Annotated in this window: 13 protein-coding genes; 3 read left to right on the top strand and 10 right to left on the bottom strand. The window is 75.5% G+C overall.

The genetic code is table 11. From position 1 onward, the window contains the following. Nucleotides 1-179: 179 nt before the first annotated feature. Both recN and ACIOFR_RS33580 read right to left on the bottom strand, forming a co-directional pair. Nucleotides 180-1,913 carry a DNA repair protein RecN gene (gene recN, locus ACIOFR_RS33585; RefSeq protein ID WP_401003226.1) on the bottom strand — a complete coding sequence of 578 codons (1,734 nt, stop codon included), beginning with the start codon at nt 1,911-1,913 and terminating at the stop codon, nt 180-182. A gap of 75 nt (nt 1,914-1,988) precedes the next feature. Beyond that, complete coding sequence (locus ACIOFR_RS33580; protein WP_401003156.1) at nt 1,989-2,642, bottom strand: YitT family protein; 654 nt, start codon at nt 2,640-2,642, stop codon at nt 1,989-1,991. Nucleotides 2,643-2,740: 98 nt separating this feature from the next. Here ACIOFR_RS33580 and ACIOFR_RS33575 point away from each other — a divergent pair, with 98 nt between their 5' ends. Continuing rightward, on the top strand, nt 2,741-4,243 hold the full coding sequence (locus ACIOFR_RS33575; RefSeq protein ID WP_401003154.1) for a PLP-dependent aminotransferase family protein: 1,503 nt from the start codon (nt 2,741-2,743) through the stop codon (nt 4,241-4,243). A gap of 16 nt (nt 4,244-4,259) precedes the next feature. Here ACIOFR_RS33575 and ACIOFR_RS33570 read toward each other — a convergent pair whose 3' ends face one another. From ACIOFR_RS33570 to ACIOFR_RS33555, 4 genes are all read right to left on the bottom strand, one after another. Beyond that, the gene (locus ACIOFR_RS33570) at nt 4,260-5,162 is read right to left on the bottom strand and encodes an NAD kinase (RefSeq protein ID WP_401003152.1); all 903 of its coding nucleotides are present in this window, start codon (nt 5,160-5,162) and stop codon (nt 4,260-4,262) included. A 96-nt stretch (nt 5,163-5,258) separates the two neighbouring features. Further along, nucleotides 5,259-6,065, bottom strand: a complete 807-nt coding sequence (locus tag ACIOFR_RS33565) for a TlyA family RNA methyltransferase (protein WP_401003224.1) — start codon at nt 6,063-6,065, stop codon at nt 5,259-5,261. A 52-nt stretch (nt 6,066-6,117) separates the two neighbouring features. Further along, nucleotides 6,118-6,318: a hypothetical protein gene (locus ACIOFR_RS33560; RefSeq protein ID WP_401003150.1), complete on the bottom strand. Its 201-nt coding sequence runs from the start codon at nt 6,316-6,318 to the stop codon at nt 6,118-6,120. Continuing rightward, nucleotides 6,311-7,189, bottom strand: coding sequence for a hypothetical protein (locus ACIOFR_RS33555; RefSeq protein WP_401003148.1), 879 nt, complete (start codon nt 7,187-7,189; stop codon nt 6,311-6,313). Before ACIOFR_RS33555 ends, ACIOFR_RS33560 begins: the two co-directional genes overlap by 8 nt. Nucleotides 7,190-7,385: 196 nt before the next feature. Between ACIOFR_RS33555 and ACIOFR_RS33550 the strand changes: the two genes are divergently transcribed. Continuing rightward, nucleotides 7,386-7,733 carry a sterol-binding protein gene (locus ACIOFR_RS33550; protein ID WP_401003146.1) on the top strand — a complete coding sequence of 116 codons (348 nt, stop codon included), beginning with the start codon at nt 7,386-7,388 and terminating at the stop codon, nt 7,731-7,733. Between the two features lie 28 nt (nt 7,734-7,761). On the opposite strand, the gene ACIOFR_RS33545 is transcribed toward ACIOFR_RS33550, so the two are convergent. The 3 genes from ACIOFR_RS33545 to ACIOFR_RS33535 form a co-directional block, all read right to left on the bottom strand. Then, nucleotides 7,762-9,291 carry a VWA domain-containing protein gene (locus ACIOFR_RS33545; RefSeq protein ID WP_401003144.1) on the bottom strand — a complete coding sequence of 510 codons (1,530 nt, stop codon included), beginning with the start codon at nt 9,289-9,291 and terminating at the stop codon, nt 7,762-7,764. Nucleotides 9,292-9,370: 79 nt separating this feature from the next. Next, nucleotides 9,371-10,414, bottom strand: coding sequence for an HAD-IIA family hydrolase (locus ACIOFR_RS33540; protein WP_401003142.1), 1,044 nt, complete (start codon nt 10,412-10,414; stop codon nt 9,371-9,373). Between the two features lie 94 nt (nt 10,415-10,508). Further along, the gene (locus ACIOFR_RS33535; RefSeq protein ID WP_401003141.1) at nt 10,509-11,012 is read right to left on the bottom strand and encodes a tetratricopeptide repeat protein; all 504 of its coding nucleotides are present in this window, start codon (nt 11,010-11,012) and stop codon (nt 10,509-10,511) included. Between the two features lie 96 nt (nt 11,013-11,108). Here ACIOFR_RS33535 and ACIOFR_RS33530 point away from each other — a divergent pair, with 96 nt between their 5' ends. Further along, nucleotides 11,109-12,482 (top strand): DUF1015 family protein, encoded by a 1,374-nt coding sequence (locus ACIOFR_RS33530; protein ID WP_401003139.1) that lies wholly within the window; start codon nt 11,109-11,111, stop codon nt 12,480-12,482. Nucleotides 12,483-12,536: 54 nt separating this feature from the next. Here the strand turns inward: ACIOFR_RS33530 and ACIOFR_RS33525 are convergent, their stop codons facing one another. Further along, nucleotides 12,537-13,382, bottom strand: a complete 846-nt coding sequence (locus tag ACIOFR_RS33525) for a hypothetical protein (protein WP_401003222.1) — start codon at nt 13,380-13,382, stop codon at nt 12,537-12,539. Nucleotides 13,383-13,898: the final 516 nt, after the last annotated feature.

The raw sequence follows: 13,898 nt of genomic DNA, 5'->3' as shown, positions 1-13,898 counted from the left end.
TTGCCCTCGGCTCGGCGCTCGGGACTGGAAAGCCAATGTCCAGCCGCCACCATGCCAGGTCGGGCGGGTTCTTGGACAGTCGGGCGGGCCTGCGGGCGCGTCGCGGATGTGCTGCGCCCGAGGTGTGGTGGAGGCCCCGGCCCTGGTCGGGGGTGGTGACCGGGCCGGGGTCCGCGGGGTCAGCCGGTGCGGGGGGCGCGGGCGGCGGCGAGCAGTTCCTCGGCGTGGGCGCGGCCGAGTTCGGAGTCCTCCAGCCCGGCCAGCATCCGGGACAGCTCGCGGACCCGCTCCTCGTCGGTGAGCAGCTTGACGCCGCTGCGGGTGACGGTGCCGTCGTTGGTCTTCTCGACCACCAGGTGGCGGTCGGCGAAGGCGGCGACCTGCGGGAGGTGGGTCACCACCACGACCTGTGCGCTGCGGGCGAGTTTGGCCAGCCGGCGGCCGATCTCGACCGCGGCCTTGCCGCCGACGCCGGCGTCGACCTCGTCGAAGAGGTAGGTGGGCACCGGGTCCGCGCCGGCGAAGACCACCTCGACGGCGAGCATCACCCGGGAGAGCTCGCCTCCGGAGGCGCCCTTGGCGATCGGGCGGGGCTGGGCCCCCGGGTGGGGGGCGAGGAGGACCTCGACCTCGTCCACGCCGTGCGCGCCGTAGGCGACGGTGCGCCCGCCGACCTCGATCCCGGAGAGGTCGTCGACCTGGCCGATCGCGAAGGTCACCCGGGCGTGCGGCATGGCGAGTTCGGCCAGTTCGGCGGAGACCGCGGCGGCGAACTTGTCGGCGGCCGCGTACCGGGCGGCCGACACCTCGGCGGCGAGTTCGGCCAACTCGGCGCGCAGCGCGGTCTCCTGGGCGCCGAGCTCGTCGATCCGCTCGTCGTCGCCGTCGAGCTCCAGCAGCCGGACGGCGCCGGCCTCGGCCCAGGCCAGGACCTCGGCGAGGCTGCCCTCCGGTCCGGCGTACTTGCGCAGCAGCTGGGCGAGGACCGCGCGGCGGTCCTCGACGGCGGCCAGCCGGACCGGGTCGGCGTCCAGGTCGTCCGCGTAGCCGGCGAGGTCGCCGGCCACGTCGGCGAGCAGGTAGCCGACCTCGTTCAGCCGGTCGGCGAGGGCCGCCAGCCGCTCGTCGTGCTGACGGACGGCCTCCACGGCCCGGCGGGCCTGGGCGACGAGGGTGCCGGCGTCGACGCCCTCCGGGTCGGCGGGGTCGCCGGCCAGGGCGGCGTGCGCGAGGGTCGCGGCCGAGGAGAGCGAGTCGGCGTGGCCGAGCCGTTCGGCCTCGGCGGACAGCTCCTCGTCCTCGCCGGCGAGCGGTTCGGCGGCGGCGACCTCCTCCAGGCCGAACCGGAGCAGGTCGGCCTCCTGGGCGCGCTCGCGGGCCCTGGTGGTCAGCTCCTCCAGCGTCGCGGAGACCTCCCGCAGCCGGCGGTAGGTCTCGCGGTACCGGGCCAGCGGCTCGGCGACGTGCTCGCCCGCGTACCGGTCCAGGGCGCCGCGCTGCCGGGAGGGGCGCAGCAGCCGCTGCTGGTCGGTCTGTCCGTGGACGGCGACCAGGTCCTCGCCGAGCTCGGCCAGCAGGCCGACCGGGACGGAGCGTCCGCCGACGTGCGCCCGGGAGCGTCCTTCGGCGGAGACCGTACGGCTGAGCAGCAGCTCGCCGTCGTCCAGCTCGGCGCCGGCCTCCAGGGCGCGGGCCAGCACCGGGGAGTCCCCGGGCAGGGTCATCCGGCCCTCGACGACGGCCCGCTCGGCCCCGCGGCGCACCAGCGCCGGGTCGGCCCGGCCGCCGAGCAGCAGGCCGAGGCTGGTGACCACCATGGTCTTGCCCGCTCCGGTCTCACCCGTCACCGCGGTGAAGCCCGGCGCCAGTTCGACCACGGCGTCATCGATGACACCAAGATCCCGTATCCGCATCTCGTCCAACACGGAGACGACCTTACGAGGTTCCGCCCACACCGCGCGACGAGCGGCGGCCCCGGATGCCCAAGTTCATCCCTTCCGGGCGGCTTCGGGCACAGTCGCCGCGTCGGCGGCCGGGACCGTGCACCAGCGCAGGAAGAACTGCGCCAGCGGGCCGATGGCCAGCGCGTACGCCACCGTTCCGATGCCGAAGGTGCCGCCGAGCAGGATGCCGACCAGCAGCACCACCAGTTCGATCCCGGTGCGGATCAGGCGCAGCGAACGGCCGGTGCGGCGGTGCAGGCCGGTCATCAGGCCGTCGCGCGGGCCGGGGCCGAGCCGGGCGCCGATGTAGAGGCCGGTGGCCAGTCCGTTCAGCACGATGCCGCCGGCCAGCAGCAGGATCCGGGCGGGCCAGCCGGTCGGGGCGTCGACGACGCCGAGGGTGAGGTCCATCGCCGCGCCGAGCACCAGGACGTTGCCGATCGTGCCCACGCCCGGGCGCTGGCGCAGCGGTATCCACAGCAGCAGGACGAGGCCGCCCATGATGGTCACCCAGGCGCCGACGCTCAGGCCGAGGTGGCGGGCCAGGCCCTGGTGCAGCACGTCCCACGGGTTGGCGCCGAGCGAGGCCCGCAGCATCAGGGCCATGCTCGACCCGTAGAGCACCAGCCCGGCCAGCAGCTGGCCGAGCCGCCGCGGGAGCGCGTCGGCGAACCGGGCTGGGGTGTAGGTGGCGGCCATCGGGTCTCCCTTGCTGCGATACTCGGACTGGACCCATGATGGAAGTCCAATCGGACCGGCGACAGGTCCAATCCGAAGCAAGTGGACTGGTGAGCCCCATGACGCAGTGGCACAGCACGGTCACTCCCGCCGCCCTGGCCCGGCTGCTGCGCACCGCCGAGCTGCCCGCGGCGCCCGGACGCCGCCCCGCGTACCGGACCCTGGCCGGCCAGGTCCGCGCACTGGTCGCCGAGGGACGGCTGCCGGTCGGCGCCCGGCTGCCCGCCGAACGCGAACTGGCCGCCGAGCTCGCCCTCAGCCGCACCACGGTGGCCACCGCCTACGAGGCCCTGCGGGCCGACGGCTACCTGCGCAGCCGCCGCGGCGCCGGCAGCTGGACCACCCTGCCCGAGGGCGCCCGGCCGCCCGGCGACGCCCTGCACCCCGTCCAGCCGGACCAGCGCGGCGACGTCGTCGACCTGGGCGTCGCCGCCCTGCCCGCGCCGCAGCCCTTCCTCGGCGAGGCCGCCGCCCGCGCCCTCGAACAGCTGCCCGCCTACGCCGCCGGCCACGGCCACTACCCCACCGGCGTCCCCGTCCTGCGCGAGGCCGTCGCCCGCCGCTACACCGCCCGCGGCCTGCCGACCGTGCCGGACCAGATCCTGATCACCACCGGCGCGATGGGCGCCCTGCACCTGGCACAGCGCGCACTGCTCGGACGCGGCGACCGGGCCGCCGTCGACGCCCCCAGCTACGCGCACAGCCTTCAGTCGCTGCGCCGCGCCGGAGCCCGCCTGGTGCCGGTCGCCCTGGCCCGCCCCGACGGGCCGCAGGGCCCGGCCCGCTGGGACCTCGCCGAGTGGCAGCGCGTCCTGCGCGGCGCCGCGCCCCGGATCGCCTACGTCATCCCCGACTTCCACAACCCGACCGGCGCGCTCGTCGACGAGGAGCAGCGCCGCGCCCTGCTCGGGCACGCCAGGGCCGCCGGAACGGTCCTGCTGGTCGACGAGACCCCCGCCGAACTGGGCTGGGGCACACCGGAGTCCGCGCTCCCCCGACCGCTCGCCGCGCTCGACCGCTCGGCCCAGGTGGTCACCGTCGGCTCGGCCGGCAAGGTGATCTGGGGCGGGCTGCGGATCGGCTGGCTGCGCGCCACACCCACCCTGGTACGGCAGTTGGCGGCCGAGCGGGCCTTCAGTGACATCGGCACCCCGGTGCTGGAACAGCTGATCGCCGCCGAACTGCTCGGCGACCCCCTCGCCGAGGTCCGCGCGCACCAGCACGAACGGCTGCGCTCCAGCGCCCACGCCCTCGCCGACGAGCTCCGCCGGCAGCTGCCCGGCTGGCGGTTCGCGATGCCACCGGGCGGCCTGGCGCTCTGGCTGGCCACCGACGGGGTCTCCGGCGGCGCCCTCGCCCGGGCCGGCGAACAGACCGGTGTCCGGGTCGCGGCCGGGGCCCGGTTCGGCGTGGACGGCGCCTTCGAGAACTACCTGCGGATCCCGCTGACCCTCCCGCCCGCGGCCGCCCCCGAGGCCGTCGCCCGGCTCGCCGAGGCGGCGGCGCGGGCCGTCCGGGGCGGGTACGGCGGCACCACCGAGAACACCCCCTCGGCGGCCTGAGACCGCTCCCCCGCCGTCAGGGCGTCTGCGCGCGCCCCCGCCAACCGGTCACCGGCAGCGCGAACTTGGCCACCAGCCGGTCCGTGAACGGCGCCCGGTGCAGTCTGGCCAGCCGGACCGGGGTCCGGCCCCGGCGGACCTCCACCCGCGCCCCGGCCGGCAGCTCCACCGAGCGGCGGCCGTCGCACCACAGCACCCCGTGCGGGGTCTTCGGCTGCACCTCCACGGCCAGCACCGAGGCCGGCGAGGTCACCAGCGGCCGGGCGAACAGCGCATGGGCGCTGATCGGCACCATCAGCAGCGCCTCCACCTCCGGCCACACCACCGGGCCGCCGCCGGAGAACGCGTACGCGGTCGACCCGGTCGGCGTCGCGCAGACCACCCCGTCGCAGCCGAAGTTCGACACCGGGCGGCCGTCCACCTCGGTGACCACCTCCAGCATCCGCTCCCGGGCCGCCTTCTCGATCGAGGCCTCGTTCAGCGCCCAGTCCTCGTGCACCACATCGCCGTTGGTGCGCACCAGGACGTCGATGGTCATCCGCTCCTCGACCTCGTACTCGGTGTCGACCACCCGGTCGACCACCACCGCGAGGTCGTCCCGCTCCGCCTCCGCGAGGAAGCCCACCCGGCCGAGGTTGATGCCCAGCATCGGCAGCCCCGACTCGCGGGCCAGCTCCGCGCCGCGCAGCAGCGTGCCGTCACCGCCGGCGACCAGGATCAGCTCGCAACCCGCCGCCGCCTCCGGGCCCCCGGTCACCCGCTCGACGCCCTCCGGCAGGTCGAGGTCGACCGCCTCCGAGGCGAGCAGCCGGATTCTGATCCCGGCCTTCAGCAGGCCGTGCACCAGGCCCTCGACGCTGCGCAGCGCAGCCTCCCGCCCGGTGTGCGCGATCAGAAAGACCGTACGTCCGCCACTCATGCCCGGTGCCCCTCTCCCTCACGTCTGCCGCTCGCCCTTGAGCCGGTCCCGGCCGCGGTCGTGCTCGCGGCGTTCGGACGCCTGTCAGGCACCCTACTATCGGGGGCCCTCCGCGACGGCCCGGTCCGCCTCGGCCGGATCCAGCGGCGGCGCGTCGCGGCGCAGCCACAGGAAGTACTCCACGTTGCCGGACGGCCCCGGCAGCGGACTGGCCGTCACGGCCCGTACCCCGAGCCCGCACTCGGCCGCCTGCCCGGCGACCTGACGGATCGTCTCGGCCCGCAGCTCCGGGCTGCGCACGACGCCGCCGCTGCCGAGCCGGTCCTTGCCGATCTCGAACTGCGGCTTGACCATCAGCACCAGGTCGGCGTCCTCGGCGCAGCAGCCGGCCAGCGCCGGCAGCACCAGGCCCAGCGAGATGAACGACAGGTCGCCCACGACCAGGTCGACCGGCACCCCGCCGATCTGCTCCAGGTTCAGCTCGCGGACGTTGGTGCGGTCCATCACGGTGACCCGCTCGTCGCTCTGCAGCGACCAGGCGAGCTGCCCGTAACCGACGTCCACGGCCAGCACGTGCGCGGCGCCCGTCCGCAGCAGCACGTCGGTGAAACCGCCGGTGGAGGCGCCGGCGTCCAGCGCCCGCCGCCCCTCGACGACCAGGCCCTGCGGGACGAACGCGGCGAACGCGCCGGCCAGCTTGTGGCCGCCGCGCGAGACGTAGTCGGGGTCGCTGTCGTCCTTCGCCACCACGACCGCGGCCGCGGTCTCGACCTGGGTGGCCGGCTTGGTCGCGGTGGTGCCGCCGACCGTCACCCGGCCGGCCGCGATCAGCTCGCTCGCGTGCTCCCGCGAACGCGCCAGGTTGCGGCGGACCAGCTCCGCGTCGAGTCGGCGTCGTGCCACTGCCACTGGTACTTCAGCTCCCACTGCTCGTCACTGCTGTCGCCGCCGCGACTCATGGCCGTTCGCGGTCGAGCGCTGCCAGGGTGTCCGACAGCCGCTGGTGAACATCTTCGTACACCGCGGCGTGTGCCCCGGTCTCCACCCCGTCCAGCGCCTCCAGCCGACCGAGCGCCTCGTCCACGGCGGGGTGACCGGTCGGGTCGAGGGCCGGGAGCGGGGGCAGGGCCAAGGCCGGGGCGACGGGGTCAGTCATCGGTGCCCCGCTCCGACTCGGGCCTGGCGACGGTGGTCTTGCGCACCACCGTCTTGCGGGTGGCGGTCTTGCGGGCGGCGGCCGGCTTCGGCGCCTCGGCGCCCGCAACCACGGTCTTGCGGGCGACGGTCTTCTTCGCCACGGTCTTCTTGGCCGCAGCGGCCTTCTTCGCGCCGGCCTTCTTCGGCATGGCGTCCTTGGGCGTGGGAGCCTTCGCGGTGCGCTTCGCGGCCGGAGCCTTCTTCCCCGGAGCCTTCTCCCCCGGGGCCTTCTTCGCCGGGGCCTTCCTGGCGGCAGCCCGCTTCGCGGGGGCCTGCTCCCGGGGGGCCGTTCCCGCGCCCGCGGACGGCTCTCCCGGCGCCGGCTCGTCCTCCGGTACGGCCCAGGCGTCCGCCGGTACCTCCTCGGCGTCGGCCTCGGCCCGGCTGCCCCACTCCTCGTCGTCCCAGCCCGCCTCGAACAGCCCCTCGGCGCGCGGCGCGGGCCGGGTCGGCGGCTGGTCGGCCCGGGAGTCCGCCGCGGGCTCCTCCTCCTCGTCGGAGCTGCGCAGCTGGCTCTCCAGGAAGCTCAGCACCACGCCGATCTTGACGACCTGGTCGCCGACCCGCTCGAAGACCCGCTCCGCCTCGGCCCGGGCGACGCCGACGGCCATGTCCACACCCGCCCGGCCGACCGTCACGGCCTCCTCGGCGAGACTCTGCAGGGACCGCCCGGACGGCGGGAACTGCTCGGCGATCCGCCGCTCCACCGCCGCCACGTCGACCCCGCCGCGCTCCAGCAGACCGGTCGCGGTGGTCAGCACGCGCTTCCCGGTCTCCTCGGCGATCGTCGCCGCGACCGCCACCACACCCCGCACCGCGTCCCGCAGCATCCGCCCGCCTCCTTCGGCACCCACCGGCGCCCAGCTCCGCGGCGGCCCGGCCCAGTGCCCACCACCTGTCCCACGACGCTACCTCCTGGCACCCCGAGCCCGCTGCACCTTCCGGGCCCCCTGCGGTCCGATCGGCCCACCGGCCGCTGCGATAGCGTGGAACGCCGACCACCAGCCGACGGGAGCCGCCCAGACCATGGCCAGCATCGAGGAGTGCCGCGAGGCCCTGGAGCAGCTCAGCCGGAACATGTCCCGTGCCGAGGGCGGCGTCCGCAAGGCCGCCGCGCTGGACCGCTCGCTGAGCTGCTGGATCACCGACCTCGACCTGACCTTCTCGGGCCGGCTGCGGGACGGTTCGATCCACGACATCACCCATGCCCCCGGCGCCCCGGCCGTCAAGGCCGAGATCCGGCTCGCGATGGCCGGCGACGACCTGGTCGCGATGGTGGGCGGCGGGCTCAACTTCGCCTCCGCCTGGGCCTCCGGCCGGGTCAAGCTGGAGGCAGGCTTCCGCGACCTGCTCCGCCTGCGCTCCCTGCTGTAGGCGGGCCGGCGGTCCCCGGCCGCCCGGTTCAGCGCAGGATGCCGCGCGCCCTGGCCTCCGCCGACCAGCGCGGGAACTCCGCCATCAGGGCGTCGTAGAGCGCCTCGTCGGGCCAGGCCCGGGGCTGCGGGCCGACGGCCACGAAGTCCGCGTTGTCGATCGCCCGGTCCTTCAGGTCGTCCAGACCCGCCAGGAAGGTCAGGTCCTCGCGCTCGCCGAAGCCGACGAACTGCCAGAACAGCGGCAGCGTGGACGCCGACTTCAGCAGCTTCTGGGTCGGCCGGCGGTCGTACGGGTCGCCGTCCGTCTGGAAGATCACCAGAGCGGGCATCCCGCCCCCGCGGCGCTGGTGCAGGTCGATGACGGCCTGCATCGCGGGCGCGTAGCTGGTCCCGCCCATCCGCACCGATCGGCGGGCCTCGTCGATCCGGCCGTGGTGACCGGCCAGGTCGATGTCGGTGACCAGCTCGACCTTGTTGGAGAACAGCACCAGCGGCACGCTGCCGTCGTCGTCCAGGTGGGCCGCCAGGCTCAGCACCTGCTCGGCCAGGTGCTGGACGCTGCCGTCGCTGTAGTAGCCCTTCATGCTCATCGAGTAGTCGAGCACCAGGTACACCGCGACCCGCTGGCCCGTCAGGCCGCGCTTCGCCAGCGACACCCCGGCCGACTCGTACTTCTGCAGCAGCGCGGGCGCGGCCGAACGCACCTTCTCCAGGCTGATCGCCGGCGCGGGGCCGGCCGGCGGCGGGTAGCCCGGCGCCTGGCCGTACGCGGCGGGCTGGCCGTGGCCGGGCGCCTGGCCGTACGCGGGCGGCTGACCGTACGCAGGGGGCTGACCGTACGCGGGCGGCTGACCGTAACCCGGGGCCTGACCGTACGCGGGCGGCTGACCGTGACCGGGCGCGGGCGCGGGCGGTGCGGCGTACCCGGGCGGCGGCGGGTACGCCGGGGTCTGCTGCTGGCCGTACGCGGGAGGCACGGGCGGTGCGGCGGGCGGCGGCGCGACGGGCTGCCGGGCCTGCGCGGACGGCTGGGCCTGGGCGGACGGCTGCGCGGGTGCGGGCTCCCCCACGTCCACCCCGAAGTCGGTGGCCAGCGCGGCCAGCCCGCCCGCGTACCCCTGCCCGACCGCGCGGACCTTCCACGCGGCACCCCGCCGGTACAACTCGACCAGCACCACGATGGTCTCGCCCCCGGTCAGGGCCGGCGGCGAGAACTCCAGCTCGGCGCCGCCGCAGGCCACCACCGTCCGCGGTGTCCCGGCGGCGTCGAACACCACCCCCGGGCGGTCCACGTCGACGCTCGCCACCACGACCACCGACTCGACGCCGGCCGGCACCGAGCCCGGCTCCACGGTGACCACCGGCCCGGCGACCGAGACCCCGTCCCGGCTCGGATTGTTGAAGAACACCAGGTCACGGTCGTCCCGGACCTTCCCGGTGGGGGCCACCAGCAGCGCCGAGACGTCCACCGGGACGCCGGTCGCACTGACGGTCACGCTGACCGTCGTTCCGGTCAGCGGGGCGTTCCCGCCCTTGGTCAGTACGGTGCGCGACATGGCTCCCCCTCGTTGGTCCGACCCAACCTGGCAGAACGCGCGATCGGCCGTCAACGCCGGGGCGGGGACGGCCGCCGGCTCAGAAGCCCAGCTCGGCGAGGGCCTTGCGACCGTCCGTGGGCGCACCGTCGCGGTCCAGCGCCGTCCAGGCGGCGCCGCACAGCGCCCGCAGCCCGTCGTAGCGGTCGGCACCCCCGCCGGAGAGTTCCAGCACGCCGTCCGCGGACCGGGCCGTCCAGCCGCCGCAGGTGTGGGCGCCGTCGTCCCCGGCCGCGACCTCCGGGTGCGCGACGAGCAGGCCGCGCAGGTCGGCGGCGAGGTAGGTGGGCCGGTGCTCGGGCCCGGCGGTCAGCAGTTGCGCGGGCGTGGTGACCCCGGTGAAGACCAGCAGGCTGTCCACCCCGCCGTTGTGGGCGCCCTCGATGTCGGTGTCCAGGCGGTCGCCGACCACCAGCGGCCGCCTGGCGCCCGTCCGCAGCACGGTCTCCCGGTGCATCGGCGGCAGCGGCTTGCCCGCGACCTCGGGCTCGACGCCGGTCGCGGTCCGGACGGCCGCGACCAACGTGCCGTTGCCGGGTGCGATGCCGCGCGCGGTCGGCACCGTCAGGTCGGTGTTGGAGGCGACCCAGGGCAGCCCCTCCGCCACCGCGTACGAGGCCTCGGCCAGCTGCTGCCACCCCACCGAGGGGTCGTAGCCCTGGACGACCGCCAGCGGCTCCTCGTCCAGCGAGCGGACGGCGACCAGCCCGTGCTCGGCCAGCGCCTCGACCAGCCCGGCACCGCCCACCACCAGCACCTTCGCCCCGGCCGGCACCTTGTCGGCGATCAGCCGGGCGGCGGCCTGCGCCGAGTTGATCACGTCGGTGGCCTCGGCCGGCGCGCCCAGCTCGGTCAGGTGCTCCGCCACCACCCGCGGCGGCCGGGACGCGTTGTTGGTCACGTACGCCAGGCGCATCCCGGCCCCCCGCGCGGCCGCCAGCGAGTCCACCGCGTGGTCCACGGCGTGCGGGCCCGCGTAGACCACCCCGTCCAGGTCGAGCAGCGCGACGTCGTACGCCTCGGTCAACGCGCGGTCACTGCCCCCGGGTGCGGTCCGTGCGGTACCGGCTGCCGTGTCGGTCATGCGTGCTCTCCCTGTTGTCCGTCTGATCGTCCGCCCGGTGCGCCCGGGTCCCCGGCCGCACCGCCTGCCGGCGCCGTCCCGCGCCTGCGGCCGGCTACTCCTCCGGCGGCGCCAGGTACCCGGGCGCACCCGGCTGCAGCGGCCCGTACGCCCCGGCCCTGGCCGCCAGCGTGGCCCGGGACTGCCGGAGCGCCGCGCGGTAGTGCGCGTTGTCCGGCCGCATCGCGACGGCCAGCGCCAGGTGCTCGACGGAACCCTCGAAGTCACCCAGCCGGGCCGCGGCGACGCCCCAGCCGAACTGAGCGTAGTCGTCGGAGGGATCGGCCAGCGCCACCGTCCGGAAGTTCTCCAGCGCCGCCCGGTAGGAGCCCGCGTCGAACTCCGCCCTGGCCAGCGCCTCGCGGATGCTCAGCGAGTGCGGCTCGCTCTGCGCGGCCCGCGCCAGCAGCTGGACGGCCGCCGCCGGGTGCCGTTCCTCCAGCAGCCGCACGCCCCGCCGGAACCAGTCGTACACGTCGCCGCCGGGCTCCCCGCTCGTCGGCACCTCGACCGGTCCGTCCGATCCCTCACCGGTCGGCCGCTCCTGCCCACCACTCATGCCGTACCTCGTTCCCGGAGCTCCGGCTCGATCCGGCAGAGCGGCACCGAGCGCTTTTGATCACCCAACACCCATACCCCGACTAACATGCCCCCAATGAGTGCACCCAGTGCCGAAAGCGGCGCCGACCCCGCGTCCGGCGGCCCCGGGGACCCCGGGCACGTCGCCACCGCAGGCCTCTCCCTGTTCCCCTTCCGCGGTCTGCGGTACGTCCCCGACCGGGTGGGCACGCTGGCCGCGGTCACCTCGCCGCCCTACGACGTCGTCGACCCCAACCGGCGGCTCGACCTGGAGACCGGCGACCCCCACAACATCGTCCGGCTGATCCTCCCCAGGCCCGAGCCCGACGACAGCGGCGACCGCCCGGACCGCGACACCCGCTACCGGCACGCCGCCCGGCTGCTCGCCCAGTGGCAGCGCGAGGGCATCCTCGCCGCGGACCCGTTCCCCGCCCTGTACGTCTACGAGCAGCGCACCCACGAACCGGGCGCCCCCGGCGGCGGTGTGCTGCAACGCGGACTGATCGGCGCCCTCGCCGTCAGCGGCCGCGAGGGCGGCGTGGTCCTCCCCCACGAGGACGTGATGCCCCGGCCGGTCGCCGACCGGGTCGGCCTGATGCGCACCACCAAGGCCAACCTCGAACCGCTGCTGCTCACCTACCGCGGCAACGGCGGCGCCGCCGAGGTCGTCGAACGGGCCGTCGGGGGCGAGCCCCTGCTGTCCACCACCACCTCGGACGGCACCGACCACCGCCTGTGGGCCGTCACCTCCCCGACCGACCTGGCCGCCGTCACCCGCGACCTGAGCACCTGCCGCGCCCTGATCGCGGACGGCCACCACCGGTGGGAGATGTACCTGCGCCTCCAGCGCGAGCACCGCCACCTGCCCCGCAGCCCCTGGGACCGCGGCCTCGTCCTGCTCGTCGACACCGCCCGCTACCCCCTCCAGGTCCGGGCCATCCACCGGGTGCTGTACCGCCTGCCGGTCTCCGAGGCGCTCGCCGCACTCGCCGAGCACTGGCAGGTCAAGGAGGTGCCCGGACCGCTGGACAACGCCCTGGAGGCCCTCGCCGAGGCCAAGCGGCACGGCGGCAACGCCTTCCTGCTGACCGGCGGCACCGGCGCCTTCTGGCTCGCCGGCGACCCGGACGAGGCCCTGCTGGCCGCCACCGTCCGGACCGACCGCCCGGAGGAGTGGCGCCACCTCGACGCCACCGTACTGCACGCCACCCTGCTGGACCACACCTGGCAGATCCCCGACGGCCCCGACGACATCGGCTACCTGCACTCCGCCGAGGGCGCCGAGCGCGAGGCGGCCCGCTCCGGCGGCACCGCCGTGCTGCTCCACCCGGTGGCCGAACGCGTGGTCCGCCGGCTCGCCGAGCAGGGCGTCACCATGCCGCGCAAGTCGACGTCGTTCGGCCCCAAGCCGGCCACCGGCCTGGTGCTGCGCAGCCTGGAACTGGGCTGAGGAACGCCGAAGGCCCCACCGCGGGGTTCGCGGTGGGGCCTTCGGCGTTCGTTGCTAGCGGCGGTCGCCGTCCTCGGCACGCGCGGGGCGGGCCGGGTCGTCGTCCTCGACGTCGTCCTCGTCGATTTCGAGGTCGTCCTCGTCGTAGTACTCCTCGACGTCCTCGTCGCTCTCGTAGATCACGCGGTCGTCGCCGACCTCGTCCGGAGCGATCGCCTTCGGCTTCGCCGCCGGCTCGCCGGCCTGCTCCTCCTCGGCCAGCTCCGGGTCGAGGGTGTCGACGAACTCCAGGCCGTCGATCTCCGCGAGCCGCTCGGACGCGTTGGTGACACCGTCGGTGTCCGCCTCGGCGGCCTTGGCGAACCAGTCACGGCCCTCGTCGGCACGGCCGGCCGCGATCAGCGCCTCGGCGTAGGCGTACCGCAGGCGGGCGGTCCACGGCTGCACGGTGTTGGAGGCCAGCTCGGGGCTCTGCAGCGTCACGACGGCCGCGTCGAACTGCTCCAGGTCGCTGCGGGCACCCGCCGCCACCAGGCGCATCTCGACCTGACCGGCCTTGTCCAGCTGCTTCACCTCGGGCTCGCCGGCCATCGCCAGGGCCCGCTCCGGACGGCCGAGACCGCGCTCGCAGTCCGCCATCACCGGCCACAGGTCGGCCCGACCGGTCATCCGGCGCGCGGCACGGAACTCGGTCAGCGCCTCGGCGTACCGCTGCGTCATGTACGAGGCGAAGCCCGCCGCCTCACGGACCGACGCGACCCGCGACGCCAGCCGCAGCGCGACCCGCGAGTAGTTGTAGGCCTCCTCCGGCTCGGTGTCGAGCAGGCGGGCGACCATCACCAGGTTGCGGGCGACATCGTCCGCGAGGGTCTTCGGCAGGCTCTTCAGGTCCTGGCGCACATCCGCGTCGATCTCGAAGCCGGTGACGTCCTCCGGGATCGGCAGCCGCTTGACGGGCTCGTAGTTGCCCCGGCGCTCCTCGTACCCACCGTCGCGGCGGTCGTCACGGCGCCCCTCGTAGCGGCCGCCCCGGTCGCCACCGCGGTCACGGTCGCCGTAGGACGGACGGCCGCCCCGGTCGTCGCGACGCGGACGGTCGCCGTAGGACGGGCGGCCACCACGGTCGCCACCGCCCTGGTACCCGCCACCGGAGGGGCGGTCGCCGTACGACGGGCGGCTGCCGCGGTCGCGGTCGCCGTAGGACGGACGGTCACCCCGGTCGTCACGACGCGGACGGTCGTCACGGTTGAACCCACCACCCGAGGACGGACGGTCGTCACGACGCGGACGGTCACCGTACGACGGGCGGCCACCACGGTCACGGTCGCCGTAGGACGGACGGTCACCCCGGTCGTCACGACGCGGACGGTCGTCACGGTTGAACCCACCACCCGAGGACGGACGGTCGTCACGACG

Source organism: Kitasatospora sp. NPDC088346, from assembly GCF_044740765.1.
Classification (GTDB): Bacteria; Actinomycetota; Actinomycetes; order Streptomycetales; family Streptomycetaceae; genus Kitasatospora.
Note: the sequence above shows the minus strand (reverse complement) of the source record. Positions and strands in the feature narration are given on the sequence as shown.

What these genes read in the sequence shown, in the direction of transcription:
- recN (WP_401003226.1), bottom strand. Translation starts at nt 1,913, where the DNA reads ATGCGGATACGGGATCTTGGTGTCATCGATGACGCCGTGGTCGAACTG.
- ACIOFR_RS33580 (WP_401003156.1), bottom strand. Translation starts at nt 2,642, where the DNA reads ATGGCCGCCACCTACACCCCAGCCCGGTTCGCCGACGCGCTCCCGCGG.
- ACIOFR_RS33575 (WP_401003154.1), top strand. Translation starts at nt 2,741, where the DNA reads ATGACGCAGTGGCACAGCACGGTCACTCCCGCCGCCCTGGCCCGGCTG.
- ACIOFR_RS33570 (WP_401003152.1), bottom strand. Translation starts at nt 5,162, where the DNA reads ATGAGTGGCGGACGTACGGTCTTTCTGATCGCGCACACCGGGCGGGAG.
- ACIOFR_RS33560 (WP_401003150.1), bottom strand. Translation starts at nt 6,318, where the DNA reads ATGACTGACCCCGTCGCCCCGGCCTTGGCCCTGCCCCCGCTCCCGGCC.
- ACIOFR_RS33555 (WP_401003148.1), bottom strand. Translation starts at nt 7,189, where the DNA reads ATGCTGCGGGACGCGGTGCGGGGTGTGGTGGCGGTCGCGGCGACGATC.
- ACIOFR_RS33550 (WP_401003146.1), top strand. Translation starts at nt 7,386, where the DNA reads ATGGCCAGCATCGAGGAGTGCCGCGAGGCCCTGGAGCAGCTCAGCCGG.
- ACIOFR_RS33545 (WP_401003144.1), bottom strand. Translation starts at nt 9,291, where the DNA reads ATGTCGCGCACCGTACTGACCAAGGGCGGGAACGCCCCGCTGACCGGA.
- ACIOFR_RS33540 (WP_401003142.1), bottom strand. Translation starts at nt 10,414, where the DNA reads ATGACCGACACGGCAGCCGGTACCGCACGGACCGCACCCGGGGGCAGT.
- ACIOFR_RS33535 (WP_401003141.1), bottom strand. Translation starts at nt 11,012, where the DNA reads ATGAGTGGTGGGCAGGAGCGGCCGACCGGTGAGGGATCGGACGGACCG.
- ACIOFR_RS33530 (WP_401003139.1), top strand. Translation starts at nt 11,109, where the DNA reads ATGAGTGCACCCAGTGCCGAAAGCGGCGCCGACCCCGCGTCCGGCGGC.